The organism is Aquabacterium sp. TM01 (assembly GCF_057808345.1).
The window spans coordinates 493,830-517,658 of record NZ_AP046529.1 but is presented as its reverse complement, the minus strand read 5'-3'; the positions used below and the strand labels follow the sequence as shown (position 1 = coordinate 517,658).

At 63.9% G+C, this 23,829-nt stretch carries 22 protein-coding genes; 11 read left to right on the top strand and 11 right to left on the bottom strand.

Annotated features, from left to right (window positions below; all coding sequences use genetic code 11):
- Window positions 1-388 precede the first annotated feature (388 nt).
- The gene (gene istB, locus AC3WW4_RS02430) at window positions 389-1,186 is read right to left on the bottom strand and encodes an IS21-like element helper ATPase IstB (RefSeq protein WP_488826804.1); all 798 of its coding nucleotides are present in this window, start codon (window positions 1,184-1,186) and stop codon (window positions 389-391) included.
- A complete protein-coding gene (istA, locus tag AC3WW4_RS02425) occupies window positions 1,179-2,702 on the bottom strand; it encodes an IS21-like element ISJsp3 family transposase (protein ID WP_488826803.1) in 1,524 nt (507 codons plus the stop codon). Before istA ends, istB begins: the two co-directional genes overlap by 8 nt.
- Before the next feature lie 260 nt (window positions 2,703-2,962).
- Between istA and AC3WW4_RS02420 the strand changes: the two genes are divergently transcribed.
- Window positions 2,963-3,553 (top strand): hypothetical protein, encoded by a 591-nt coding sequence (locus AC3WW4_RS02420; RefSeq protein ID WP_488826802.1) that lies wholly within the window; start codon window positions 2,963-2,965, stop codon window positions 3,551-3,553.
- A 559-nt stretch (window positions 3,554-4,112) separates the two neighbouring features.
- Here AC3WW4_RS02420 and AC3WW4_RS02415 read toward each other — a convergent pair.
- Window positions 4,113-4,415 (bottom strand): putative quinol monooxygenase, encoded by a 303-nt coding sequence (locus AC3WW4_RS02415; RefSeq protein WP_020228489.1) that lies wholly within the window; start codon window positions 4,413-4,415, stop codon window positions 4,113-4,115.
- A 116-nt stretch (window positions 4,416-4,531) separates the two neighbouring features.
- Between AC3WW4_RS02415 and AC3WW4_RS02410 the strand changes: the two genes are divergently transcribed.
- From AC3WW4_RS02410 to AC3WW4_RS02400, 3 genes are all read left to right on the top strand, one after another.
- Window positions 4,532-5,494 (top strand): GlxA family transcriptional regulator, encoded by a 963-nt coding sequence (locus AC3WW4_RS02410; protein ID WP_300155405.1) that lies wholly within the window; start codon window positions 4,532-4,534, stop codon window positions 5,492-5,494.
- Between the two features lie 302 nt (window positions 5,495-5,796).
- On the top strand, window positions 5,797-7,956 hold the full coding sequence (locus AC3WW4_RS02405; RefSeq protein ID WP_488826801.1) for a KAP family P-loop NTPase fold protein: 2,160 nt from the start codon (window positions 5,797-5,799) through the stop codon (window positions 7,954-7,956).
- A 342-nt stretch (window positions 7,957-8,298) separates the two neighbouring features.
- Entirely contained in the window at window positions 8,299-8,880 is a 582-nt protein-coding gene (locus AC3WW4_RS02400; protein ID WP_488826800.1) for a hypothetical protein, read from the top strand.
- On the opposite strand, the gene AC3WW4_RS02395 is transcribed toward AC3WW4_RS02400, so the two are convergent.
- From AC3WW4_RS02395 to AC3WW4_RS02380, 4 genes are read right to left on the bottom strand one after another with little or no spacing between them, the layout of a single operon-like run.
- Window positions 8,877-9,518, bottom strand: coding sequence for a plasmid pRiA4b ORF-3 family protein (locus AC3WW4_RS02395; protein ID WP_488826799.1), 642 nt, complete (start codon window positions 9,516-9,518; stop codon window positions 8,877-8,879). The genes AC3WW4_RS02400 and AC3WW4_RS02395 overlap by 4 nt on opposite strands.
- Complete coding sequence (gene tnpC, locus AC3WW4_RS02390; RefSeq protein ID WP_488826798.1) at window positions 9,515-11,077, bottom strand: IS66 family transposase; 1,563 nt, start codon at window positions 11,075-11,077, stop codon at window positions 9,515-9,517. Before tnpC ends, AC3WW4_RS02395 begins: the two co-directional genes overlap by 4 nt.
- Window positions 11,078-11,136: 59 nt before the next feature.
- Window positions 11,137-11,484, bottom strand: coding sequence for an IS66 family insertion sequence element accessory protein TnpB (gene tnpB, locus AC3WW4_RS02385; protein WP_488826797.1), 348 nt, complete (start codon window positions 11,482-11,484; stop codon window positions 11,137-11,139).
- Window positions 11,481-11,888, bottom strand: a complete 408-nt coding sequence (locus AC3WW4_RS02380; protein ID WP_488826795.1) for a transposase — start codon at window positions 11,886-11,888, stop codon at window positions 11,481-11,483. Before AC3WW4_RS02380 ends, tnpB begins: the two co-directional genes overlap by 4 nt.
- Before the next feature lie 521 nt (window positions 11,889-12,409).
- On the opposite strand from AC3WW4_RS02380, the gene AC3WW4_RS02375 reads away from it, so the two are divergent.
- On the top strand, window positions 12,410-12,718 hold the full coding sequence (locus AC3WW4_RS02375; RefSeq protein WP_488826794.1) for a helix-turn-helix domain-containing protein: 309 nt from the start codon (window positions 12,410-12,412) through the stop codon (window positions 12,716-12,718).
- 256 nt (window positions 12,719-12,974) lie between these two features.
- A complete protein-coding gene (locus AC3WW4_RS02370; protein WP_488826793.1) occupies window positions 12,975-13,613 on the top strand; it encodes an MBL fold metallo-hydrolase in 639 nt (212 codons plus the stop codon).
- Window positions 13,614-13,648: 35 nt separating this feature from the next.
- Here AC3WW4_RS02370 and AC3WW4_RS02365 read toward each other — a convergent pair whose 3' ends face one another.
- The 3 genes from AC3WW4_RS02365 to AC3WW4_RS02355 all read right to left on the bottom strand — a co-directional run bounded on the left by AC3WW4_RS02365 (window position 13,649) and on the right by AC3WW4_RS02355 (window position 17,389).
- Window positions 13,649-14,524 carry a hypothetical protein gene (locus tag AC3WW4_RS02365; protein ID WP_488829679.1) on the bottom strand — a complete coding sequence of 292 codons (876 nt, stop codon included), beginning with the start codon at window positions 14,522-14,524 and terminating at the stop codon, window positions 13,649-13,651.
- A gap of 361 nt (window positions 14,525-14,885) precedes the next feature.
- Complete coding sequence (locus tag AC3WW4_RS02360; RefSeq protein ID WP_488826792.1) at window positions 14,886-15,827, bottom strand: M48 family metallopeptidase; 942 nt, start codon at window positions 15,825-15,827, stop codon at window positions 14,886-14,888.
- Between the two features lie 38 nt (window positions 15,828-15,865).
- Entirely contained in the window at window positions 15,866-17,389 is a 1,524-nt protein-coding gene (locus tag AC3WW4_RS02355; protein ID WP_488826791.1) for an MFS transporter, read from the bottom strand.
- A gap of 81 nt (window positions 17,390-17,470) precedes the next feature.
- On the opposite strand from AC3WW4_RS02355, the gene otnI reads away from it, so the two are divergent.
- The 4 genes from otnI to AC3WW4_RS02335 all read left to right on the top strand — a co-directional run bounded on the left by otnI (window position 17,471) and on the right by AC3WW4_RS02335 (window position 21,498).
- Complete coding sequence (otnI, locus tag AC3WW4_RS02350) at window positions 17,471-18,283, top strand: 2-oxo-tetronate isomerase (protein WP_488826790.1); 813 nt, start codon at window positions 17,471-17,473, stop codon at window positions 18,281-18,283.
- A 32-nt stretch (window positions 18,284-18,315) separates the two neighbouring features.
- A complete protein-coding gene (locus AC3WW4_RS02345; protein ID WP_488826789.1) occupies window positions 18,316-19,194 on the top strand; it encodes an alpha/beta hydrolase in 879 nt (292 codons plus the stop codon).
- A gap of 41 nt (window positions 19,195-19,235) precedes the next feature.
- Window positions 19,236-19,799: a YaeQ family protein gene (locus AC3WW4_RS02340; RefSeq protein WP_488826788.1), complete on the top strand. Its 564-nt coding sequence runs from the start codon at window positions 19,236-19,238 to the stop codon at window positions 19,797-19,799.
- A 145-nt stretch (window positions 19,800-19,944) separates the two neighbouring features.
- Window positions 19,945-21,498, top strand: coding sequence for a methyl-accepting chemotaxis protein (locus AC3WW4_RS02335; RefSeq protein WP_488826787.1), 1,554 nt, complete (start codon window positions 19,945-19,947; stop codon window positions 21,496-21,498).
- Between the two features lie 72 nt (window positions 21,499-21,570).
- Here AC3WW4_RS02335 and AC3WW4_RS02330 read toward each other — a convergent pair whose 3' ends face one another.
- Complete coding sequence (locus AC3WW4_RS02330) at window positions 21,571-22,770, bottom strand: amino acid aminotransferase (RefSeq protein ID WP_488826786.1); 1,200 nt, start codon at window positions 22,768-22,770, stop codon at window positions 21,571-21,573.
- Between the two features lie 148 nt (window positions 22,771-22,918).
- On the opposite strand from AC3WW4_RS02330, the gene fghA reads away from it, so the two are divergent.
- Window positions 22,919-23,779 carry an S-formylglutathione hydrolase gene (fghA, locus tag AC3WW4_RS02325; protein WP_488826785.1) on the top strand — a complete coding sequence of 287 codons (861 nt, stop codon included), beginning with the start codon at window positions 22,919-22,921 and terminating at the stop codon, window positions 23,777-23,779.
- Window positions 23,780-23,829: the final 50 nt, after the last annotated feature.

Here is a 23,829-nt window from a genome sequence, read left to right as displayed (position 1 = left end):
ACCTCACATTACGGTCGCTCGGGCCCGTACTTGCGGCCGAACTGAAGGTCGGCTTCTGCGCGCTGACCGTGAGTGCGCAAGTCGACCGCGAAAGGCTGCACCCGCTGTATACAGTGACTCACCATGCAAGGGCTGCTCAAGGCTGGTTGCGGTCGGTCGCACCTATCCCGCTGAGGGCGGCGATCGACACAAAGCGGGCCTTCACTGTGCGCGCCGATCCAAATCTGAGCCACCGTGCCGATCCAATATTGAGCCAGGGCTGGTAGCCGACCAAAGGGTGGTCAGCTGTGGATAAGTGTAGAGCCTTGCCGGGTTTTGATCCCTTCGGCTGGCTTGGTTGATCATCAAGGGGGAGGCCGCGCAGCGGCTTCCCCCTTTGCTTTGAGTGTCAGGCCTTGCCCTCTGCTGCAGCCTGCATCCGAGACTGCTCGCGTGCCTTGATGCGCCTCTTGGCCGTGCTGGAGCTGTGCAGGAACCGATGTGACTCGTTGCCCGTCTCCAGAATGTGGCAGTGATGCGTGAGCCGGTCCAGCAGTGCCGTTGTCATCTTGGCATCACCAAAGACACGCGACCATTCCGCGAAGTCCAAGTTCGTCGTGATCATCACGCTGGTGTGCTCATACAACCGGCTGAGCAAGTGGAACAGCAGCGCACCGCCTGCCTGGCTGAACGGCAGGTAGCCCAACTCATCGAGAATCACCAGGTCCAGGCGCAACAAGCTCGTCGCGATGCGTCCGGCCTTGCCTTGTGCCTTCTCTTGCTCCAGCGCGTTGACCAGATCCACCGTGGAGTAAAACCGCACGCGCCTGCCATGCTTGGTGATGCCGGCCACGCCAATGGCTGTGGCCAGGTGGGTCTTGCCGGTGCCAGGCCCTCCCACCAACACCACGTTGTGCGCCACTTCTGTGAAGCCTGTCTCTGCCAGCGTGTGAACCAGCTTGCTGTCAACGGGGGACACAGCGAAGTCGAACCCAGCCAAGTCTCGGTGCACAGGGAACTTGGCTGCATGCATCTGATGGCTCACCGAGCGCATGGCTCGGTCTGTGGCCTCGGCCTGCAGCAGGTGTTCAATCAACCACCGTGCCTCCTCCGAGCCCGTACTGGCCCCTTGTTCGATCAGGTCAGCCCAAGCGCCCGCCATGCCGTGCAGGCGCAGTTGTTTGAGCTCTGCGGCGATATCACGCATGGTTGATCTCCTCCGTGCCGCCTTGCCCGCGCAAGCTGTCGTAGCGCGCTGTATTGGCCAGTGGGGCCACTGTCGTCTGCAGACAGGTCTGTGCATCCTCTGGCGTGGGCGCAGGATTGAGCCTGCTCAGGACATTGATCACATGCTCGACGCTGACCTTGCCAGACGGTGGCGCGCTCTCCAGCGCCAACTCCACTGCCACCAGCACCGCATCCAGGCCCGCCGTGCTCACAATGGCCAGCACCTGCGCCATGACCCGGTCGCCACCAGCCTGGCGCAGCAGCCCTCTGCGTAACTGCTGCAAGGCCGGAGGGAGGTCGGCGAAGGGGGCGCCATTGCGCAGCGCACCGGGCTTTCTTTGCACCAGCGGGATGTAGTGCTGCCAGTCGTAGCGGGTCTGGCCTCGGTCAGTCAATCGCTCGTGCTGCGCCACCACCTCATCGTTGGCAACCACGACCACCCGCGTCGGGTACAGCCGGGTGCTGACCATCTGCCCGGCCAACTCGCAGGGCACAGAGTAGCGGTTGCGTGCCACTGAGACCAGGCAGGTGCTGGTCACCCTCGCCGGGCGTTCCACATAGCCGTCAAAGGGCTGAGGCATCGACATCAAGTGGGCACGTTCATGCTCCAGCATCTCGGCCACGCTGAACTGCTGGTGCTCTGGATGGCGAACTTCGGCCCACAGGCTGCGGCAGCGCTCGCCCAACCAGGCATTGAGCTCGGCAAAGGAGCCAAAGCGCTGCTTGGCAGCATCGATCCAGATGCGCCGCCTGCTGTCTTGCACGTTCTTCTCGACGACGCCCTTCTCCCAACCACTGGCCACGTTGCAGAAGTCGGCGTCGAACAGGTAGTGCGCACACATCACCGCAAAGCGGGCGTTGACCACTCGGCCCTTGCCCTTCTTGACCTGGTCCACGGCCGTCTTCATGTTGTCGTAGATGCCCCGACGGGCCACCCCGCCCAGCGCCGCAAAGCTGCGCGTGTGCGCATCGAACAGCATCTCGTGCCCCTGGCTGGGATACGCCACCAGCCAGAACGCACGGCTGGCACACAGCTTCATGTGCGAGACCTGCAGGCGGTAGTAAATGCCGCCCACCACCAGGCCTTCTTCGCTCCAGTCAAACTGGAATGCCTCGCCCAGCTCGAACGACAAGGGCACGAAGGCTCGCGTCGCTGCCGCTTGGCCCTCGCCTTGGCGCCACTGGCGGATGAAGTCCGTCACGCGGCTGTAGCCGCCTCCATAACCTGCCGATTTGAGCTCGCTGTACAGCGCCCGCGCCGTGCGGCGCTCGTGCTTGGGCCGATGGGCATCGGCCTTGAGTGCCTGCTTGAGAACCTCGTGGAAGGCCGTCAATTTGCCCGGTTGCTCGCCTCGCCGGTACTTGGGCTCGCCATCCAATGGCGCCTTGAGCCACTTGGCTATCGTGTTGCGCGACAGCCCCGTCATCCGCGAGATCTCCCGCTCTGACTTCTTGCCTCGGCTGTGCAGCCGCCGGATTCTGCCGATCATGTCCATGGTGATCACTCCTCGAACCCCGCTGCATCAAAAAGCAGCAGGGTAGGTTGAACACCTGGCTCAGTTTTAGATCGGCACACCCCTCATAAGTGGCTCAGTTTTCGGTCGGCGCCAACAGCGTTATGGCAAATTGCGTAAAGATATGCCGATACAGTCCTCGCACCCCCTACTGAGACGATTGCATTAGAGCATTGAGACCGGTAGAGTGAGTGCAGTTTTATTTTGTTTGGGCCTGTCCTCCAGTCTACTGGATTATTGCAATGAAAAAAGAGATAGTGTGCACCTTTGTGTTGTCGGCGATTTTTTTTCCAGCTATTGCTGTAGATGGTGTGGGTGTAAATAATTCGACTGCTGCAAAGGTCTATAAGTGTAGAAATGGTGAATCAACTTATCTCACAGATAAGAAGTGCTCCGTTGGGTATAAGCAGGAACGGGGGGAGTGGGTAGGCATTGAAGAAGAGCGTGAGAGCAAATATAACGGCGAGAGATTTGGGGGGGCAGAGGAAGAAAAAAGAAGACGGAATGCCGCTCAACTTTCTAGAGCTATTGAGCAAGTGAAATCCCAAAACGGCCCTGACACTGATTCTAATCCTAGGCGGAAAGGCAATTCAGTATTCTTGGAGTCTTCCATGGAGACGGTGGCCGTTCATTGTCCAAAAGAAGATTCGGGGAGGGGGCATAGATCTGAACGATACTATATTATCGTGACCGACAAGGCTGGGGCCACCTATGACATCACACCGCGAGTTCATTTTGCGGCGGGTAGAAATGGCTGGGGTGATGGCGAAAAGAGGTTTACTTCTGAGCAAATAAGTATGTTGCGTCGGTATGCAATGGAGAATATTTGCTAGGAATGGTCTGAATAACTCGTTTGCGAGTCGCGTTGCGATGGCCAATTGAATCCGCACTGGTAAGCAGTTCATTGATCGCGTTCGCTCCCTGAATGGCAGTTTTCCGGCACATCGCTGACCGAGCTGTACTTCAAACTGAACGGCGGCAGGGGCCGAAGAGCACGAATTGGCTTTCCGGCCGTTTTCAGGGCACAGCGGTCATGCAGGTGGCTACTTTTGAAAAGTCGCGAACGGCAACTGTTGCCGGGAGCCGACCACGGACGCGTGCGCGCCGGACGTCTGCAACCGCTGCAGACCTGCCGTTCGCTACATCAAGTCGAATAGCGACTATGCAGCGGTTCCAGTCAGTGAGACGTGCACAGAGAAGGTCAGCTCTCGGCCTAGTGCCACCAATCCGGCTGACGGCTTTGCAGCGGTTGGAGACGGTCAGCTAACTCGCTACAAAGGTCGGCTCTCGGCCACTTGCGGTCAATCACCGAATGATGTCCCGCGCGCGCGCGCGCTTCAACGCTCAGCTGAAACATTCAGCGCGCCCTGATGCGGTCAAAGTGGGTTGTCATCACGCAGGCAGCTTGACGGCAAGCAGTTCGACCTTCTCGATGTTGGGTGGAGAACTGAGCAAGGTCGCTGCATTGGCCATCAAGGCCGCTGCGATCTGACCGTCAAGGTGTGCCTGGCGACCTGCCTCATCGGCGAAGGCATCGAACACACCGAAGGTCGAAGGGCCAAACTTCAATGCGAACCAAGCGGTGGTGCCGGACTCGGCGTTAGCGAGCGGAAGTGCGCTGGCTAGGAAGTCGGCCAGCGCAGCCTCCTGTCCGGGTTTGGCTTCGAGGCGAACAAATAGGGCGAGCTTGGTCATGGTGTGATCCTTTGGTCAATGGGAACGTGGGTGAAGGAATGGATTGGTGTGCAGTCTAGGCCTGGCTGGTATTTCTATCTATCGGCAGGAATGACAATATTGATATCATTTCTGCCATGAAGGTGCATTTGCTTGTTTCTGATGGTGTGTTTGATCTGGGGCTTGCCGCGCTGACTGACACCCTCGGCTTGGCCAACGCCATGGCGGGTTCGCTGCCACAGGCTCCCGCACCCATCGAGATCACGCTGGTGGCCGTGCGGCGTCGCATCCGGACTGCGCAAGGATTGACGGTCCCCGTCGTCCCTGCGCGCGATGTGCCTGAACCTGACGTCGTGCTCATGCCCGCGTTTGGCGACAAGATGCCTGACACACTCGCTGCGCGACTCGCACGACCCGACGTGCCTGACGCGGTCGCGGCCTTGCAGCAGTGGTCCACCGCTGGCGCACACCTCGGCACCGCCTGCTCTGGTGGTTTTTTGCTCGCAGAGAGTGGCCTGCTCGACGGCCACCAGGCGACCACGTCATGGTGGCTGGGGCCAATGTTTCGGCAGCGCTATCCAAACGTCACGCTGGATGAGTCCCGCATGATCGTGAACACGACACGCTTCACCACAGCGGGTGCCGCTTTGGCCCACGTCGACTTGGCTTTGCGCATCATCCGAGGACACAGTCCATCGCTGGCGGCCCTGGTGGCGCGTTACCTGCTGGTTGAGACACGCAGCTCGCAAGCCGAGTTCGTGATTCCCGACCACCTGGCGCATGCAGACCCGATCGTTGAGCGCTTCGAGTGCTGGTCCAGACGTCGGTTAGCGTGTGGTTTCTCGCTGGCCGAGGCGGCCAGCGCCGCGGGTACAAGCGAACGGACTTTGGCGAGGCGGCTACAAAGCGTGTTGGGAAAGACGCCACTCTCGTACTTTCAGGACCTGCGCGTCGAGCATGCCGTCCATCTGCTGCGCACCGGGAATGCAAGTGTCGACCAGGTTGCCGCCCAGGTCGGGTACTCGGATGGGGTCACCTTGCGGGCCCTCTTACGTCGCAAACTGGGGCGTGGAGTCAGGGAGTTGCGGCGGGGGGCATGAACACGTGTCTTTGGTGCTATTAGCAGCCCGATGCCGCCGGAAAACGGTCGGTTGCAGCGGCTCCAGGCTGATTGCAGACATCTGGCTCAAGCGGCGCGCAAGCGTTTACACCTGAGGGCTCAGGCTGCTCAAAGGCGATCGCTGGAGAGTATTGATCGCAAAGCGCGATACCGACGCGAGGCAGTCTTTCGAGACTTTGCCCCGGGTATGCTTGCGCCGCTTGGTTATTTTTTGAGCACCGCCTGGTCAATACGTAAGCGTCATCTTGCCGACTATTGGCGTGTGACTTCTCTGGGAGAGATATGACAGAGCTAGAGGAAACGGCGGACCTCCGCCTGGACCATCCATTAAAAGTGGGCTCGGCGCTGAAAGCGGACGCGCTGGACCGCCGCGCATTTGCGACCCGCGTGACTGAAGTCTTGCGGCGCGTCACGTCCACAGACGGCTTGGTGGTCTCGGTGGAGGGCGCCTGGGGCAGCGGCAAGACTTCGCTACTCGCGATGGTCGAGGAGTTGTTGAATGAGGCTACAAAAGACGAGCGCCCCGTCGTTGTCCACTTTAACCCTTGGCTGATTGGCGACCGGGATGCCCTGCTGCGCCAGTTTCTGGCCAGCATGGCCAAGGCCGTCAAGCTGACGGAGCATGCCAAGGAGGGCAAGCGGGTTGCCAAGGAGCTCAAGACCTACTCCAAGGCATTCGATGTCCTGAAGCTCATCCCTGGGGCCGAGCCCTGGGCCAGCATCGTGAAGTCCGTGGTGGAGTCCATGGGGAACGCCAGCGAGGCGGTCTTCGACTACAAGACGCCAGACGTGGAGGCGAGCAAGCAGTCGCTGGAGGCCGCTCTTCGCAAGTTCCCGCGTCGCATAGTCGTTCTTCTTGACGACCTTGACCGTTTGTATCCGGCCGAAGCGTACGAAATGGTGCGCATCGTGAAAGCCGTTGGCGATTTGCCTAACGTGGGCTACGTGCTAGCCTGGGACGAGAGGTACATCAGCGCCGCACTTGAGAAGTTGAACGTACCTCACGCGGGGAGCTATCTGGACAAGGTCGTGCAGGTGCGCTTGCCCGTTCCGCCGCTGTCATTTCCTCAGCGCTTGAAGCTCATGAACAGTGCACTGAATGAGTTGCCCGGCGCTGCGCACACCGAATACTTTCCCAATCGCGATGAGCGCAACGGCTCACTTTTTCACTACGGCTTGAGTGAACTGATTGAGCATCCGCGCGATGTGGTTCGTCTTTTCGATGTCGTCCAATCAATCGAGCCCGGCCTGAGGGGTGAGATTCACCTGGCCGACATCATCGGTTTGGCCAGCTTGATGACCAAGGCGCCATCGGTCTACGAACTTCTCTGTCGTGCGCCTCAGGCCTTTGTTGGGCGCAGGCCGGGGGCACGCTCGGACTTCAAGCAATCCGATGAGGTGATTGAGGAACACGCGACTGAGCGCGATGCCGCGATTGACACATGCCGCCATTCGAGAGCCGTCCGGAGGGTGGTCCATTGGCTGTTCCCAGCGACGGCAAAAGCCGACGAGGCATTCATGTTTGACCGTGTGGTGTTCTCGGAGGGACATCTCGCTCATCCCGACCGTTTGCTCGTCGCACTGCAGCTCAGCACGCGGCCGGGAGACTTGAGCTTGGTCCGGGTGCGGCAGTTTGTGCTGCAGCCAGAAAAGCGAGAAGGACTTGCGGCAGGTCTTGATGCTGAGAACAGCATTGATTTCGTTGTCAATGTCGGCGATTGGGTAGAGGGTCTAGGGGCAGACATCACAATCGACTCTGCAGATCTAGCGATTGCTGTTGCAAGGCTGGTCGACCGCGAGCCTTTCGTTCGCCGGGCCAGAGAGCGTCACGAGGTTTGGCATCTCCGTGGGGAGAGCGCGGCGGCCCGGACCATCGGACAGATTGCGCAGCGAATGGATGAGGCAAATGCGCAAGCCTTGGCAGAACGGCTCATCGGCGATGAAGTTGGCCTCTCTGTTGCCGCTGACTTGGCAGTGATGAACTTTGGTGCTCATAAACGCGAGCGAGGATGCCAACTCAAGGCGCCTGAAGCGAGCCGCGACCGGACGCTCGCAATATTTGGTCGGAACATCCTGCGTGCTGCAGAGCGCGGTGAGCTTCTGGAAAAGGTCGGCGGCGGCAGCCTGCTTTGGGCTGTGGCGCGTCTCGTGCCTGCGCAATGCAAGGCTGTGTTCCAGGCGATAGCCCCACATCAGCAGAGGCTCGACCAGTTTGTGGAAGCCATAGTTCAACACTCGTTCGACAGCCATAAGGGGCAGACCTATGCTTTACCGAAAGAGCGTGACGTACTGGAGAAGTACGTGGATGTTGCAACGCTCAAGAAGTTTGGGGCTCAACGGTTGAAGGACGACGCGCTGGTGTATCCCGCGCGCGCTGCTTGGCGAGCCGTGGTAGAGGAGCGCTCCCTCTATGCAAGAGATGGTTCAGTAACCGAGCATTGAGCGACGCAGCTGCCTCAACCTGAAAGGATGGGCAAGGCTACCCACTTATCTCACTGACCGCTATCGCTGCATAACTGCTGCTCGCCAGGCAACGACGACTCTAGGCTACGTGTTCCCGGTCGGTCAGCGTCGCATGGGGGATCGTCAGTTCAGGGGCGAAATCGTTAATTGGGTTCGGCGAAGAGAGATCATGGGCACCGCGCTTAGAGCCTCCCGCAGGTTGACGGCAGCAGCGCTTCGTCAGCTTTGTAGCCCGCCGGTATAGTGGGCAGCATATATCCGCTGGAAAGAGTGCCATCTTCCGCCGCCTCGAAACTAGGTCTTCTTCATCGGATCACTGACATGTCATCACGCCAACAGGCTCGGCTCCTAATGGAGGCCCTAGCCGTCTTGCACCAGCGGGGCTACGGGCGGCTCAAGCTCTTCTGCTACGTTAAAGATGGCCTGGGGGCATGGCGGCATTGGATCTTCGCCTCGGATGAATTCCCAAACAACATCGGGGCTTGGCAAGGACCGAAGCAGGGTGGCTCATTGCCCGGCTGGGGCATCTTCTCGGGAGCCACGGCAGAAGAGGTCGCCGATGACATTTTGTCGCGACACCCTCACCTGGCAGAGGCTGCACGTGGCCACGATGATGTCTATGTGTCTTGGTACCAGCAGATGCTGGCCGATCACCCGGAGGGCATACTTGAGATGGAGTCGCCTTACCGTGCCAGCATTGACGGCTTTGGACGCCTCACCCTGCCTGCCCTCAAGGCGTGGACGAAGCCTCTACCAACTCCTGAAGAGCTGGCGGCCCAACAAGAGCTTGCACGCAAGAAGGACCTTGAGGATGCACGCCTACGGTATCAGGCACACGAGGCACGGCTTCAGCGTAAGCGTCCGACCAAGGCCCAACTGGGCAGCGCACGACTGGTCAGCTAGAGCTTGATTTCATACAAGCGATCCTGGACGTCCTGCACGTTGAAGGCATTGGGATCGAGGGGGCGCCCGATCCAAGCGGTCATGTTGTCATGCTCCGGATGCGTCGGGTCGGCGATGGCCTGCAAGAAGTCAGCATAGCCAGGGGCGCCACCCACGTCCTCAGGTGGGCAGGCTCCAGCGCCTGCCAGGCACATGGGGAACTGCAGCTTGAGCTCGGCGGGCATGGTGTCGACCCGCTCGACCTTGATCCTGTGAGTCCAGTTGTCGCCGAAGTCATATGTCCAGTTGAACGTGGCGCTGTAGCCGAGTGCCTTGTTTAACGTCACCTTGGATTCGTCGTCCAGCGACTCATCGGGCCAATCTGGATCCGGCACGCCATATCTGCCTTCGGCGAACTCAAACTCATGCAGATGCCCGCCGTCCCACCCCATGGCACGCAGCAAAACCACATGAAGCTTGGGCAGGCGGATGCTCGATGGCACCAACACGCGCCGCCAGACCTTGGGGCGCACGCCTTGCAACTCGACCTTGAGTTGCAGCACTTTGATGTTTCTGGTGGGTGACCCCACGAGCTTGAGTGAGGGCCTGTTCGATGAGGTGACCATGGCCCACATTGTGCCGATGGTCCGCTCGCTCATGCCGCCTGGCGTTGTTCAGGTGTGGCTTGCTGCGGCGGGCACAGCCGCCACGGCAGCAGCTCATCAACGCGATTGATCGGATGATCGGCAATGCGTGTCAGCACCTGGTGCAAGTAGGCATACGGATCGATCCCATGCAGCTTGGCCGTGCCCAGCAGCGTGTAGACGATGGCGGCTCGCTCGCCACCCGCATCCGAGCCCAGATGCAGGTAGTTCTTGCGCCCGATGGCCACGCCGCGCAGTGATCGCTCGGCGATGTTGTTGTGCGCCTCCATGAGACCATCGTCCACGAAGCGCGTGAGTGCCCGCCAGTGGCTCAGGCTGTAGCCGATGGCCAGTGCCATCGGTGACTTGGCAGACAGCTTTGCCTGCGTCTCGATGAGCCATGTGTGCAAGTCTGCCAGGATGGGCGCGGTGCGTTGCTGTCGCTGCCTTCGTCGCTCATCAGGTGGTTCTCCCTGGATGTCAGCTTCGATGGCGAACACTCGGGCGATGCGCAGCAGGGCCTGGTGGGCCAAGGTGCCAGGCTGCTGGTGCTGCTGCATGTGTACGTCGTAGAACTTGCGCCGGGCATGGGCCCAGCAGCCGGCCTCGATGATCTCGCCGCTGTCAAACAGCCGGTCGTAGCCCGCGAAGGCGTCTGCCTGCACGATGCCCTTGAAGCCGGCCAAGTGACGCCTGGGATGCTCGCCTTTGCGATTGGGGGAGTATTGGAACCATACAGCCTGTGGCCTGGCGTCACCGCTGGCGCGGTCGTCGCGCACATAGGTCCACAATCGCCCAGTGCGTGCCTGTTGACCCTGGCCACCCAGAACCCGGATCGGCGTGTCGTCGGTGTGGATCTTGGCGGCGGCCAGCACATGACGGCCGATGGCTTGCGCCAAGGGGCTGAGCAACGCAGCCGCTGCCCCCACCCAGTCAGCCAGGGTCGAGCGCTCCAGATCCACACCCTGACGGGCATAGATCTGCGAGAGGCGATACAGCGGAGTGTGATCGGCATACTTGCTCACCAGCACATGGGCCAGCAGGCCGGCGCCGGCCATGCCACGATCGAGCGGACGGCTGGGCGCACTGGCTTGTACGATGCTGTCGCACGCCGGGCAGGCCAGGCGGGGCCGCACATGGCGGATGACCTTGAACTGACCGGGCAGGTAGTCGAGCACTTCACTGACGTCTTGGCCAATGGGGCGCAGCGCGTCCAGGCAGGCGCCGCAAGCGCAGCCCGCATCGGGCGTGTGCACCACGATCTCGCGTGGCAGATGGGCTGGCAAGTCGCGCAGGCCTTGGCGGCTTTTGCGTGAGCGCTTGCGGTTGTTGGCACCACCTTCAGGCTCGTCGTTGGCCGCTGGTGGCTCCACCGTTGTCGCGGGTGCCAACAGTTCCATCTGTGCGGCCACATCGAGTTGCTCGCTGCTGCGGCCAAAGTGCATGCGGCGCAGGTAGGCGATCTCGGTCTTGAGCTTGTCAATCAGCAGCTTGGCATGGGCCAGTTCCTGGCGGCTGTCGCGCAACTGGCGAGACAGCTCGCAGTGGTCATGCGGGTGCGGATCGTGTGGCATGACGATACTGTGCCCAAGCGACAGTGATCACGCCACAGGAGATGCGATGTCAACCAGATTCAGGTTGCACGTTCTGGTCGCCAGGTGCGCTCTGGCATGCGCCAGTCGATGCCCTCCAACAGCATCGACAACTGCGCCGGGCTCAGGCTGACCTTGCCGCCATCGGCCTGCGGCCACACGAAGCGGCCCTTCTCCAGGCGCTTGCTCAGCAGGCAAAGGCCTTGTCCATCCCACCACAGCAACTTGATGATGTCACCTCGCCGGCCACGGAAGACGAAGACATGGCCGCCGAACGGGTCTTGCAGCAAGATCTCTTGTGCCACAGCAGCCAGACCATCGAAGCCCTTGCGCATGTCGGTGTGGCCTGCAGCCAGCCAGACGCGGGTGCCAGCAGGCAATCCGATCATGGCAGTGAGCGCAGCACTTGCAGAATGCTGCGCAGATCCTGCGCGGCAAAGCCAGGCGGCAGGCACAGGGTGGCGCCATGGATGTTCAGTTCGATGGGCTGCGTGGCTGCTGGCTGTGCAGGTGGTGCATCGGGCTCTATCATCACCGGCAACAGCACTGGCGCACGGGCCATGGGCGCAGGCCCTGGCGGCAGCCACTTGCGAATCACGTTGGCGTTGATGCCATGGCTCAGGGCAATCGCCGACACCGATGCGCCGGGCATCAGGCATTGCGCCGCCACCTCGGCCTTGAACTGTTTGCTGTACGTCCGCCGCTTGCGTACACCCACAACGCCTGTCTTGGCGTCTGAGTCTTGTTTTGCGATCGCGTCCACCATCTTCTCCATAGTGGACGCGATCTTCACGCTGCCATCACGCCTTGGCTAGAGGGTGGCCGTCGGACGCTTACGCTTCAGCGGAAAAAATGAGTTCTCTCACCTCTGCGCCAACGGCCACGATGAGGCCACATCGGCTTGCGCGATTACAGCTGCGGCGCGTTCAATTATTACCGCTGAGATGAGATGCACATGAACAGGCGTTACGTGTTTGCGTCCTCCCATGTTCTTTTGACCAAAGCCGAAGCGCTAGAGGCTTATTCCAGTTCCACGTGAGGTCCGTAGTTGACTGCGTCGTGAATCGCATCGGGAACAACAGCATTGCCGTGCTGGTTAAGAACTCCCACGCAACTGGAAAGGCTCTTCCACCGCTCGCAAGATGCTTGAACCGCCTTTGCCATCAGCGCATCCGATCAGTCAAGCGAGCCTTTGCCCAGAACTGAGCCCTCAGCCGATAGTTTCACCAAGATGGTGGCCTAAAGTCCTATCAAAGCACCCCTAAAGGTGCACTTGTGCTCAGGAGCTGCTTAAATCCTTCTATTCTGGCCTTTATGAAACGTGTCGTACCCACCCCTGCACCCGTAGATCCATGGGTGCAGGATCCTGTGTTGTTTGGTCAGGCTATCGGTGCTGCGCGCACGGCGTCGGGCATGACCTTGATGGATGCGGCCGCCGCCATGGGGATCTCCAAGCAGACACTCAGCGATCTCGAGAAGGCCACTGGCTCTGTAGGTTTGGCCATTGCTTTGCGTGTCGCGCGAGAGCTCGGTGTCGGTGTTTTCGCTGTGCAGCCAGCACAGAGATGGGCTGCCAGGCAGACCTTGATGGACTCGTCCTCGATTGCGAAGGAAGAGAGATGACGGCGTTCACCATTTGGATCGGCGCTGCCGAACGCAGGTCTCAACCAGTGGACCTAGTGGCTGTCGTCTGATTGATGCTGGAGCGCCTTTGATAGGCGCGTACATGAACACAGCACCCGAAGATGCTACGCTCCCGAAAGCCGTTTCAGATCAACGCGTTTTGAGACTATGTTTGGCTTTTCGCGGAACCGTGAAAGCCCAGTTTTGAAACTATGTTTGGAATTTTGAAACTTTGTTATCCAAATCCTTCTGCCCCATGTTCCAGCGCCTCACCATCCCCGTCACCCCGTTTGAACAAAACTGTTCCCTCGTCTGGTGCGACGCCACGCACGAGGCGGCCCTGATCGACCCGGGCGGCGACCTGGGCAAGCTGCTCGAAGCGGTGGAAGAGCGCGGCCTGACCCTCAAGGCCCTGTGGCTCACGCACGCGCACATCGACCATGCCGGTGGCACCGGCACGCTGGCGCGCGAGCTGGACCTGCCCATCATCGGCCCGCACCCTGGCGACCAGTTCTGGATCGACGGCCTGCCCAAGCAGAGCCAGATGTTCGGTTTCCCGCAGGCCGAACTGTTCACGCCCACCCGCTGGCTGAAAGATGGCGACGCGGTGAGCATCGGCGAGCACACGCTCCAGGTGCTGCACTGCCCCGGCCACACGCCCGGCCACGTCGTGTTCTTCCACGCGGGCACGCGCCACGCCTTCGTGGGCGATGTGCTGTTTGCCGGCAGCATCGGCCGCACCGACTTCCCGCAAGGCAACCACGCCGACCTGATCAACGCCATCAAGACCAAGCTGCTGCCGCTGGGCGATGACGTGACCTTCACGCCCGGCCACGGCCCCGAAAGCACCTTCGGCGAAGAGCGGCGCTACAACCCCTTCCTGCAGGCGCGCTGAGCGCCCGCACAGAGCAGGCGCGTCGCGCACCCCGCTCACGCCAGCGGCGACGGCCCCGCCCAGCAGCCGCTCATCAGGCCCTCGGGCTTGGTGGTGGCCATGACCTGGGCACTGGCCGCCCAGGTGTCCACCTGCACGCTCAGGCCGGCGTACACGCCGTAGCCCGCCCCGGCGCAGATCTCGCCGTGCGCGCACAGGCTCTCGCCGGCCTTCACGGCGCCTTGCGCCTCGATGGTGCCCCCGGACTTGATCCCCCAGCTGGCCTCCAGGTGCATGCCGCACGCGATGTCGTCACCCGTCCAGATGCCCTGCTCGGCCCGCACGCTGTCGGCAGCGGTCAGGCGCCCGCCCACGCGCACGCTCTTGCCGCACGTCACGGCGCCCTGCGTGATCAGGTCCTGCCCGACCATGATGTGGCCGCCCACGTTGAGCTTGTCGCCGCTGATCAGGTCCCAGCCGGCACGCACATCATCGGCACAGTTCAGCGCCTTCTGTACCTCGATGCCCCACTCGGCGCGCACATCGCCCCCCGAACTCAGGCTGCCGTCACAGCGGATGCCGCCGCCCACCCGGATGCCATCGCCCGCGATGATCTGCTCACCCGCTCGAATGCCCCCGCCGGCGCGGATCATGCGGCCCGCGCGCAGCACCGTGTTCACCTCGATGTGACCGCGCACCTCCAGCGTGCCCGAGAACACGATGGCTTCGGCCTCGATCGCGTCCACCGTCAGCACGGCATCGGTGGGGCCGAACTGGGTCAGCAGCCAGCAGGCATCCTCCACGCGTCCGGCCTGCACCAGGGTGTCCAGGGCCTCCTGGTAGCTGGCGCCATCTTCAACATGGCGCACGAACCAGCGAAAGCCGTTGGCACAGGGGTTTTTGGCGCGCAAAAAGCGCTTGGTGAACTCCATCGCAGCGGCACCATTCGGTGCGGGCAGCGTGGCAGGTTTCGTCGACATGACGCATCTCCATCAGGGCGGCCTCAGGCATCAGCAAGGTGCTGAGGGTCGCGATCGCGCTGAGCAGGGGCCCGGCGATGATGGTGTGCGCAAAGAAGGTGGGGGGTTATCGCCGGGCCGGGGAATGTGCAACCGGCTTGTGTCGCCAGTGCCCATCCGCAAACAGCCCCGTCCCGCATGGCAGGCGGGCGTCGCGCAGCAGGCTGCAGGGGTTGAGGACCAGGCGATGAGGCATGGACCGATGTTAACAAAGCCCCGCCGCGCTGTCCTGCGTGGGGCTTCTGCACGATGTCCGTGCGGCCTCAGTTCAGCCTCAGTGACGCGTCAGCAGCGGCGAGGTGCCCAGGCCCCAGAAGGCCAGCGGCTCCTGCGTCAGGTAGTACGCGCCGGTGCGCGCCGGGGCGTCGTAGCGGCGCGGCGGTTTGGCGGCGCGTTCGTACAGCGGCATCACCTGGGGCATGGCCGCTTCCATTTCCTGGATGCGGGTGCCGCTGGCCGGGTGGGTGGAGAGCCACTGCGGCGGCGCCCCGTTGGAGGCAGCGGCCATTTTCTTCCACAGACTGATGCCGGCGCGCGGATCGTAGCCAGCGCGGGCGGCCAGCTCCATGCCGACCAGATCGGCCTCGGACTCGTTGGCACGGCTGAATTTGAGCGTCAGCAGTTGACCGCCCATGTTGAGCAGGGTGTCGCCCGTGCTGCCCAGGCCAAGCAGGCTGGAGATCAGGCTGGCGCCGATCTGCGTGGCCGAGGTTTTGCCCATGCGCTCACGGGCGTGCTCGCGCAGGGCGTGGGCCATCTCGTGGCCCATGATCATCGCGGTCTCGTCGTCGGTGAGCTTGAGCGTTTCCAGAATGCCGGTGTAGAAGGCGATCTTGCCGCCCGGCATGCAAAAGGCGTTGAGCTCTTTCGAGTTCAGCACCATCACCTGCCACTGCCACTGTCGGGCCCGGTTGTTCCACTCCAGCGTGTACGGGATGATGCGCTGTGCGATCGCGCGCAGGCGCACGGCCTGCGGGTGGTTGTCGGGCAGCAGCGCATTTTGCGCTTTGGCCTGCGTGGCCATCTGGGCGTACTGTTGCTGCGCGGCCGCTTCCACCTGGTCTGCCGGCACCAGGCGCGTGAAGCCCGACTGCTGCTTGCTCACGTCCACGCCTTCGCGGGCCAGCGCCCAAGGGCTGGCCAGCGCCAGCGACACCACGCCCAGCGACAGCAGGCGACGGGAGGTTTCACGCAGGGCAAAGGCAGAACGTTTCATGGCACGCATCGATCAAAAACAAGCGGTGGACACAGACCTTAACGCGTCTCGTCGCGTTGGAGCATACGCCGGACCGCCGGCAGCAACAAATAGGCGGGGAAGGACAGCCAGAAGGTGAGGAAAAAGAAGGACGCATAGCCCATCTGCTCCACGCCCAGGCCGCCGGCCCAACCCGCCACCGCCCGCGAAAACGCGAAGATGGACGACAAGATGGCGTACTCGGTGGTGGCCCGGGCCTTGCTGGTGATGCCCATCAAAAAGGCCAGGAAGGCCCCCGTGCCCAGGCCGCCGGTGAAACTCTCCAGGCCGCTGGCCGCGTACACCACCGCTTGATAGTGAACGCTCACTTGCATGCCAGGCTCGGTGGGCGGGACGTACCAGGCCGCCCCCGCATAGCCCAGGTTGGACAAAGCCTGCCACAGCCCCAGCACCCACAGGCCCTTGAAGATGCCCGCCCGGTCCACATAGGCCCCGCCGATCAACCCGCCCAGGATGGACAGGCCCAGGCCCACGTTGACGCTGACCAGACCGATCTGGGCGGGCGTGAAGCCGGCATCCACCCAGAAGGGCTTGACCATGAAGCCCATGGCTGCGTCCCCCAGCTTGAAGGTCAAAATGAAGACCAGCACGGCGAGCATGCCCGGACGGGCCAGCAGGTCAACCCAGGCGCCGAACACCGGGCCTTCGGACATGATGTGCGCCTGGGGGCCTCGGGCCGCGCGCACCATCAGGATGGCGCCGGCGAACATCAGGCCCACGGGCACCGCGCCCTTGAACCACCAGGTGCCGCTGATCGCCTGCACCCAGTCCCATTGCAAGGCCTTGCCCACCGGGCCCAGCACCGGCCAGAGCAGACCGGCCAGCAACAGGCCCAGGGCCACCAGCCACATTGGCTGCGCGCGCACGGCCGCCCACTCCCGGGCCGAGGCGCCTTCGACGCGCGCCACGCGCGCCGGTTGCGGCGGTGCCGTCAAGATCACCATGGCGTTGAACAGCATGAGCACCGCCCCCATGCCATAGGCCGCCGCCCAGTTGGGCTGCCCCGGCGTGCCCGACCAGCCTGCCACCACCAGCAGCGCCCCGGCGGCCAGCATGCCCACCCGGTAAAAGCCGATGCGCAGGCCATTGGCCACGCCGTACTGCCCCTTGGACAGCAGCTCGATGGTGTAGCCATCGGTGGCAATGTCGTTGGTGGCCGACAAGAAGGTGAAGGCCGCCAGCAGCACCCAGGGCCAGGTCGCACCCTGCCCCAGCGCCTGCGGCTGACTGGCCAGCACGGCCAGCACCACCGCCATGCCCACATTGGCCCCGGCGATCCAGAGGCGGTGCCCGCGCCAGGCATCTACCAGCGGGGCCCACAGGAACTTCACCGTCCAGGCCAGGCCCAACAGGCTGAGCAAGCCGATCTCGGCCGGGCCCACCCCCGCCTGGCGCATGTGCACCGGAAACAGATCATAAAAAATGCCCAGCGGCAGCCCTTCCGAGAAGTACAGAAGGGCCACCCAGAACATCAGACGGCGGGTCACAGGCACGCGGGCCGGGTCGGTGGAAGGTGAGGACATGCGTCGATTGTAGGAAACCCCCGTGACCCCCTGGGCCCCGCCCCCCGGCGCAAGGTGCGTTCTCGGCTACGCTTCGGTGCCATGTCTACCCTGAAATTTGCCGCCAACCTGTCCTGGCTGTACCCCGAGCTGCCGTTTCTGGACCGCTTTGCCGCCGCCGCCCGTGATGGCTTCACGGGGGTTGAGTGCCTGCTGCTGCACGAACACCCCACGGCCGAGGTCCAAGCCCGCCTGAGCGACCTGAATCTGGCGTTGGTGCTGTTCAACGCCGAGCCCGGCGACTGGGCCCACGGCGAGCGCGGCCTGGCCAGCCTGCCCGGACGCCAGGCCGACTTTCAGCGCGTGGTGCGCGAGGCCCTGGTGCGCGCCGTGGCGCTGGGCTGTCCGCGCATCCACATCATGGCCGGCCTGCCCCCGCTGAACTCACCCGAAGAACGCGCCGACGCCTGGGTGCGCTTCGAGCTGAACCTGCGCTGGGCCGCCGAGCAGGCACGCGCCCACGACCGCATCCTGGTGATCGAGCCCATCAACCCGCGCGACATGCCCGGCTACCTGCTCACCCATCAGGCCGCCGCCCATGCGCTGGTGCAGCGCATCGGCTCACCCCACCTGCAGGTGCAGATGGACCTGTACCACTGCCAGATCGTCGAAGGCGACGTGACGATGCACCTGCGTCAGTGGCTGCCCACTGGCCAGGTCGGACACCTGCAGATCGCGGCCGTGCCCGACCGGGGCGAGCCCGATGACGGTGAACTGGCCTGGCCCTGGGTGTTCGACGAACTGCGCCGCCTGAACTGGTCCGGCTGGATCGGTTGCGAATACCGCCCCCGCACCACGACCTCGGCCGGACTGAGCTGGTTGCGCCGCCTGCGCACCGCCGGTCACGCCCTCTGATCCGCCCCTTGCGGCCCTCACGAAAGCCCTCCATGCCCCATCGCATCCCCGCCACCGTCCGCACCCGAGACGGCCTGGACCTGCGCGTTCACCACTGGCCGCTGCCGCCCGAGGTCCTCGGCCGCGGAGTGGCCCTGATCGTGCACGGCCTGGGCGAACACGCCGGCCGCTACGCCCATGTGGCCGCCCACCTCAACCGCCAGGGCTGGAGCGTGGTCAGCTACGACCACCGAGGGCACGGCCAGTCGCCCGGCGCCCGCGGTGTGCTGAAGCAAGACGACGACCTGCTGCACGACCTGGCCAGCGCCATCGACCTCGTCCGCGCCGGCTACCCCGGCCAGCGCCTGCTGTTGATCGGACACAGCCTGGGTGGGGCCGTGGCGGCGCGCTTCGTCGCAGCCCACGCGGGTCCGGGCGCGGCCATCGAGCCTGCCGAATGGGCCCGCCCGGTCGATGCGCTGGTACTGTCCTCCCCTGCCCTGGCCATCCCGTTGAGCGCGATGCAAAAGCTGCTGCTCAACACCGTGGCCCGCCTCACGCCCAATCTGGCAGTGGGCAATGGCCTCAAACCCGAGTGGGTGTGCCACAACCCCATCACCGTGGCCGCCTACATCGCCGACCCGCTGGTGCACGACCGCATCAGCGGCCGCCTCAGCCACTTCCTGCTCGATGCCGGCGCGGTCGTGCGCCAGCGCAGCGCCGCCTGGCGCACGCCCACCCTGATCATGTGGGGCGAAGACGACCGCTGCGTGGACCCGGCCGGCTCGGTCGCCTTCGCCGCCGCCGCGCCCGCGCAGTGGGTGACAGCCCACCCCTGGCCCGGTCTCGCCCACGAAATCTTCAACGAAGTCGTGCAAGATCAGGTGCTCCAGACCCTGAGCGACTGGCTGGCGGGTGTTTTTGCGGGATGATCGTGGTCTTTGCCCTTTTCCGTCCCTGACAGGTTCCCGCCATGGCCATCAAAGCCACGATCTACAAAGCCCAGCTCAACCTGGCCGACATGGACCGCAACGTCTATGTCGACACCAACATCACCATCGCCCGCCACCCGTCCGAGTCGGACGAGCGCATGATGATCCGCGTGCTGGCCCTGGCCCTGGGCTGGCCCGCCGACACGTCCGAAGGCACGATCGAGCTGGCCAAAGACATGTGGGAGCCCGACGAGCCCGCCCTGTGGCAGAAGAATTACTCCGACGAGATCCTGCACTGGGTGGAAGTGGGCCAGCCCGATGACAAGCGCCTGATGAAGGCCGCCGGCCGCGCCCGCCGCGTCAGCCTCTACGCCTTCCAGAGCAGCACCAACGTCTGGTGGAACACAGTCGCGACCAAGCTCACCCGCGCACAGAACCTGACCGTGTGGCAGATCCCGAGCGAGCAAAGCCAGGCGCTGGCCCAGTTGGCGCAACGCGGCATGCAACTGCAGATCACGGTGCAGGACGGCACGCTGTGGGTCAACGACGGGGTTCATGACAGCGTCGAGATCACCCCGATCAAGCTGATGGGTCCGGACGCCTGAGTTGGCGGGCCCCAGTGCCCCTGGGGATATCGTGCGACATTGCACGCACAGGCTCGATCATGGTGGCACCCCTCGGGTATCCGCCTTTGACGGCGCCGGCTTTCGTGGCAGAGACTGGGGACACGCTCCCCCCGCTTCTGACCCCATGGCTTCCTGGATCAACACCACCTCGCTGGCGGCCAAGCTGCGCGCCACCACCATCGGCACCGTCCTGGTGGTGATCGGCATCACCGGCTTCCTGCTCTACAACCAGTACCAGCTCAGCCTGGACGACCGCCGACAGGCCATGCGTGACCAGGTGAACAGCGCCGTCGCCGTCGTGACCTGGCTGCAAAAAGAGGTGGAGCAGCAGCATCTGCACCCCGAGCAGGCGCGCACGCAGGCCGCCAACGTCTTGCGACAGCTGCGCAATGGCGAAGACGGCTACCTCTTCGTGCTGAGCCAGGATGTGCGCATGGTCATGCACGCCGACCAGCCCAAGCTGGACGGCCAGGACATGGCCTCCGTGAAAGACGCCGACGGCAAGCCCCTGTTCAACGACCTGGTGCGGGTCGGCTCACAGCCCGGCGGCGGCGTGCATCACTACAGCTGGAAGCGTCCCAGCACCGGCCAGCCGGCCATCAAGGAAACCTATCTCGCCCCCTTCGCTCCGTGGGGCTGGGTGATCGGCTCGGGCGTGTACCTGGAAGACCTGCAGACCCTCTACGCCCGGCGCGCCCTGCTCTACCTGCCCATCTCCCTGGCCGGCGCCGCCTTGCTCTGGTTCGTCATGCGCAGCATGAGCGTGTCCATCACCACCCGACTGAGTCGCGCACGCGACCTCACCAACGCCATTGCCCAAGGTGACATCAGCCAATCGATCCAGTGGCGCGTGAAGGACGAAATTGGCGAGGTGATGGCCGCGCTGCAGGCCATGGCCGACGGCCTGAACCGCACCGTGGGCCAGGTGCGCGGCAGCGTGGACAACATGGCGACCGCCAGCCAAGAAGTCGCCACCGGCAGCCAGGACCTGAGCCAACGCACCGAACAGACCGCGGCACGCCTGCAAGAAACCCACTCATCGGTGGGCATGCTGCACCAGGCGGTGCAAGAGAACACCGAAGCCTCACGCGCGGCCAACCAGATGGCCTCCTCGGCCCGCGACAACGCGGTGCGCGGCCATGAGGTGGTCAGCCAGGTGGTGAGCACCATGGACGACATCCAGACCAGCTCGCGCAAGATCGGCGACATCATCGGCGTGATCGACGGCATCGCCTTCCAGACCAACATCCTGGCGCTGAACGCCGCGGTGGAAGCCGCCCGTGCCGGCGAGCAAGGCCGTGGCTTTGCCGTGGTGGCCAGCGAGGTGCGCACCCTGGCCGGGCGCAGCGCCGAGGCCGCCCGCGAGATCAAGAGCCTGATCGCCGCGTCCACCGAGCGGGTCGAGTCCGGCTCACGTCTGGTGCAGGAGGCGGGCACCGCCATGCAGGCCATCCTGGCCAGCGTCGAGCAGGTCGATCAGACCATTGCCCGCATCGCCGATGGCGCCTCGGAGCAAGCCCGCGACATCGGCCTGGTCAACGAGGCGGTGTCGCACCTGGATGCGATGACGCAGCAGAACGCCGCGCTGGTCGAGGAATCGGCGGCGGCAGCAGCCAGCCTGCAGGAGCAGACCGCGCGCCTGACCGAGGCGGTGAGCTGGTTCAAGCTGCGCGGTTGACGGACAGCCCGCACCGCGGGTCCGCCACCGCACCGGGGCCGCTCAAGCGGCACCTTGCTTTGGCCGGCGGGCTCAGCCCTTGGCCAGCACGGCCGCAAAAGCCTCGGCCACGCGGTCGACGTTGTTGGCATTCAAGCCGGCCGCGCACATGCGGCCCGAGCGCAGCACGTACACGCCGTGCTCGGTGCGCAGGGTTTCGGCCTGCTCGGGGCTCACGCCGGTGTAGCTGAACATGCCGCGCTGGTCGATGAAGTAGCGCACGTCCCGGCCCGGCAGCTTCGCCACCACGCCGTCGTACAGACGCTGGCGCATCACCTTGATGCGCTCGCGCATGGCAGTCAGCTCATCGGCCCATTGCTGGCGCAGCGCGGGCGTCTGCAGCACGGTGGCCACCAACACGCTGCCGTGGGTGGGCGGGCTGGAGTAATTGCGGCGCACGGCCGACATCAGCTGGCCGATCACCAGGTTCGCCTGTTCCTTGTCCGGGCACACCACGCTCAGGCCACCGACGCGCTCGCCATACAGCGAGAAACTCTTCGAGAAGGAGTTGGCCACGAAGAAGCTCACGCCCGCGTCCGCCAACGCGCGCAAGGCAAACGCATCCTCGTCGATGCCATCGCCAAAGCCCTGGTAGGCGATGTCGAGGTAAGGCAGCAGCTTGCGGGCGCGGATCACCTCGATCAGCTGGGTCCACTGCGCCGGGTTCAGGTCCACGCCGGTGGGGTTGTGGCAGCAGGCGTGCAGCAGCACGATGCTCTGCGCCGGCAGGGCCTCGATGGCCGAGACCATGGCGTCGAACTTCAGGCCCTTGGTGGCGGCGTCGTAGTAGGGGTAGGTGTGGACCTGAAAGCCCGCGCCTTCAAAGATCGCCTTGTGGTTGTCCCAGGTCGGGTCGCTCACCCACACCTGCGAGCCGGGGAAGTAGCGCTTGAGGAAATCGGCACCCACTTTCAGACCGCCCGAACCACCCAGGGTCTGGATGGTCGCGATGCGGCCACTGGTCACGGCCTCGTGCTGGGCGCCAAACAGCAACTCCTGCACGGCTTGGCGGTAGGCGGGGTTGCCGGTCATCGGCAGGTAGGGCTTGGGGCCGATGTGGGACAGCAGCTCGGTCTCGGCGGCGCGCACGGCGTCCATCACCGGCAGGCGGCCTTCCTCGTCGAAGTAGATGCCGATGCTGAGGTTGATCTTGCCCTGACGCGGGTCTTTCTGGAAGTCCTCGTTGAGGGTGAGGATGGGGTCGCCAGGGTAGGCGTCAACGTGACGGAACATGGATGGGTCTCCTGTGGGCGCCCTCACGGCAAGGGCGCAGCTGACATGCCCTCGATTATCGGCCGCCCGGACAACCCGAAAGCGCGCCAGGTTTCCCATGTTGTGGGATAGTGAACGCCACTCCCCGAACACCGCACTGGAGCCGACCATGAGCACCCTGGAACTGCTGTCCGAGCACGCCTGTTTTGGTGGCGTGCAACGTTTTTACCGCCACGCCTCCGGCGCCATCGGCCTGCCCATGCAGTTCGGTGTGTTCCTGCCGCCGCAGGCCCTGCACGGTGGCGCCAAGGTGCCCGTGCTGTTCTACCTGGCCGGCCTGACCTGCACCGAAGAGACCTTCGCGATCAAGGCCGGGGCGCAACAACACGCGGCGCGCCTGGGCCTGGCCATCGTCACGCCCGACACCAGCCCGCGCGGCACCGAGATCCCCGGTCAGGCCGACAGCTGGGACTTCGGCGTGGGCGCCGGCTTCTACCTGAACGCCACGCAGCGGCCCTGGTCAGCGGCCTGGCAGATGGAAACCTACATCACCGAAGAGCTGCACGCGCTGGTGGGTCAGCACCTGCCGGTGGACCTGGCCCGTGCGGGCATCTTCGGGCACTCGATGGGCGGGCATGGCGCCCTGACCCTGGCCTTGCGCCATCCGGGCCAGTACCGCACGGTGTCGGCCTTCGCACCGATTGCGCACCCCAGCCGTTGCCCCTGGGGCGAAAAGGCCTTCAGCGGCTACCTGGGCGAGGATCGAGATGTGTGGGCCGAGCACGATGCCACCGCGCTGATGGGCCGGGCCACGACCGCACCCTATCCGCAAGGCATCCTGATCGATCAGGGGCTGGCCGACAAATTCCTGGCCACCCAGTTGCACCCACAGGCCTTTGAAGAGGCCTGCGCGCAGATGAAGCAGCCCGTCGCGGTGCGTCGCCACGAAGGCTACGACCACGGTTACTACTTCATCCAGAGTTTTGTGGCCGACCACCTGGCGCATCACGCGCAGGGCCTGATCGGCTGAGACGTCGCGCCAGGGTCGGGCCACAAACGCCCGCCCCTGGCCACACTGGG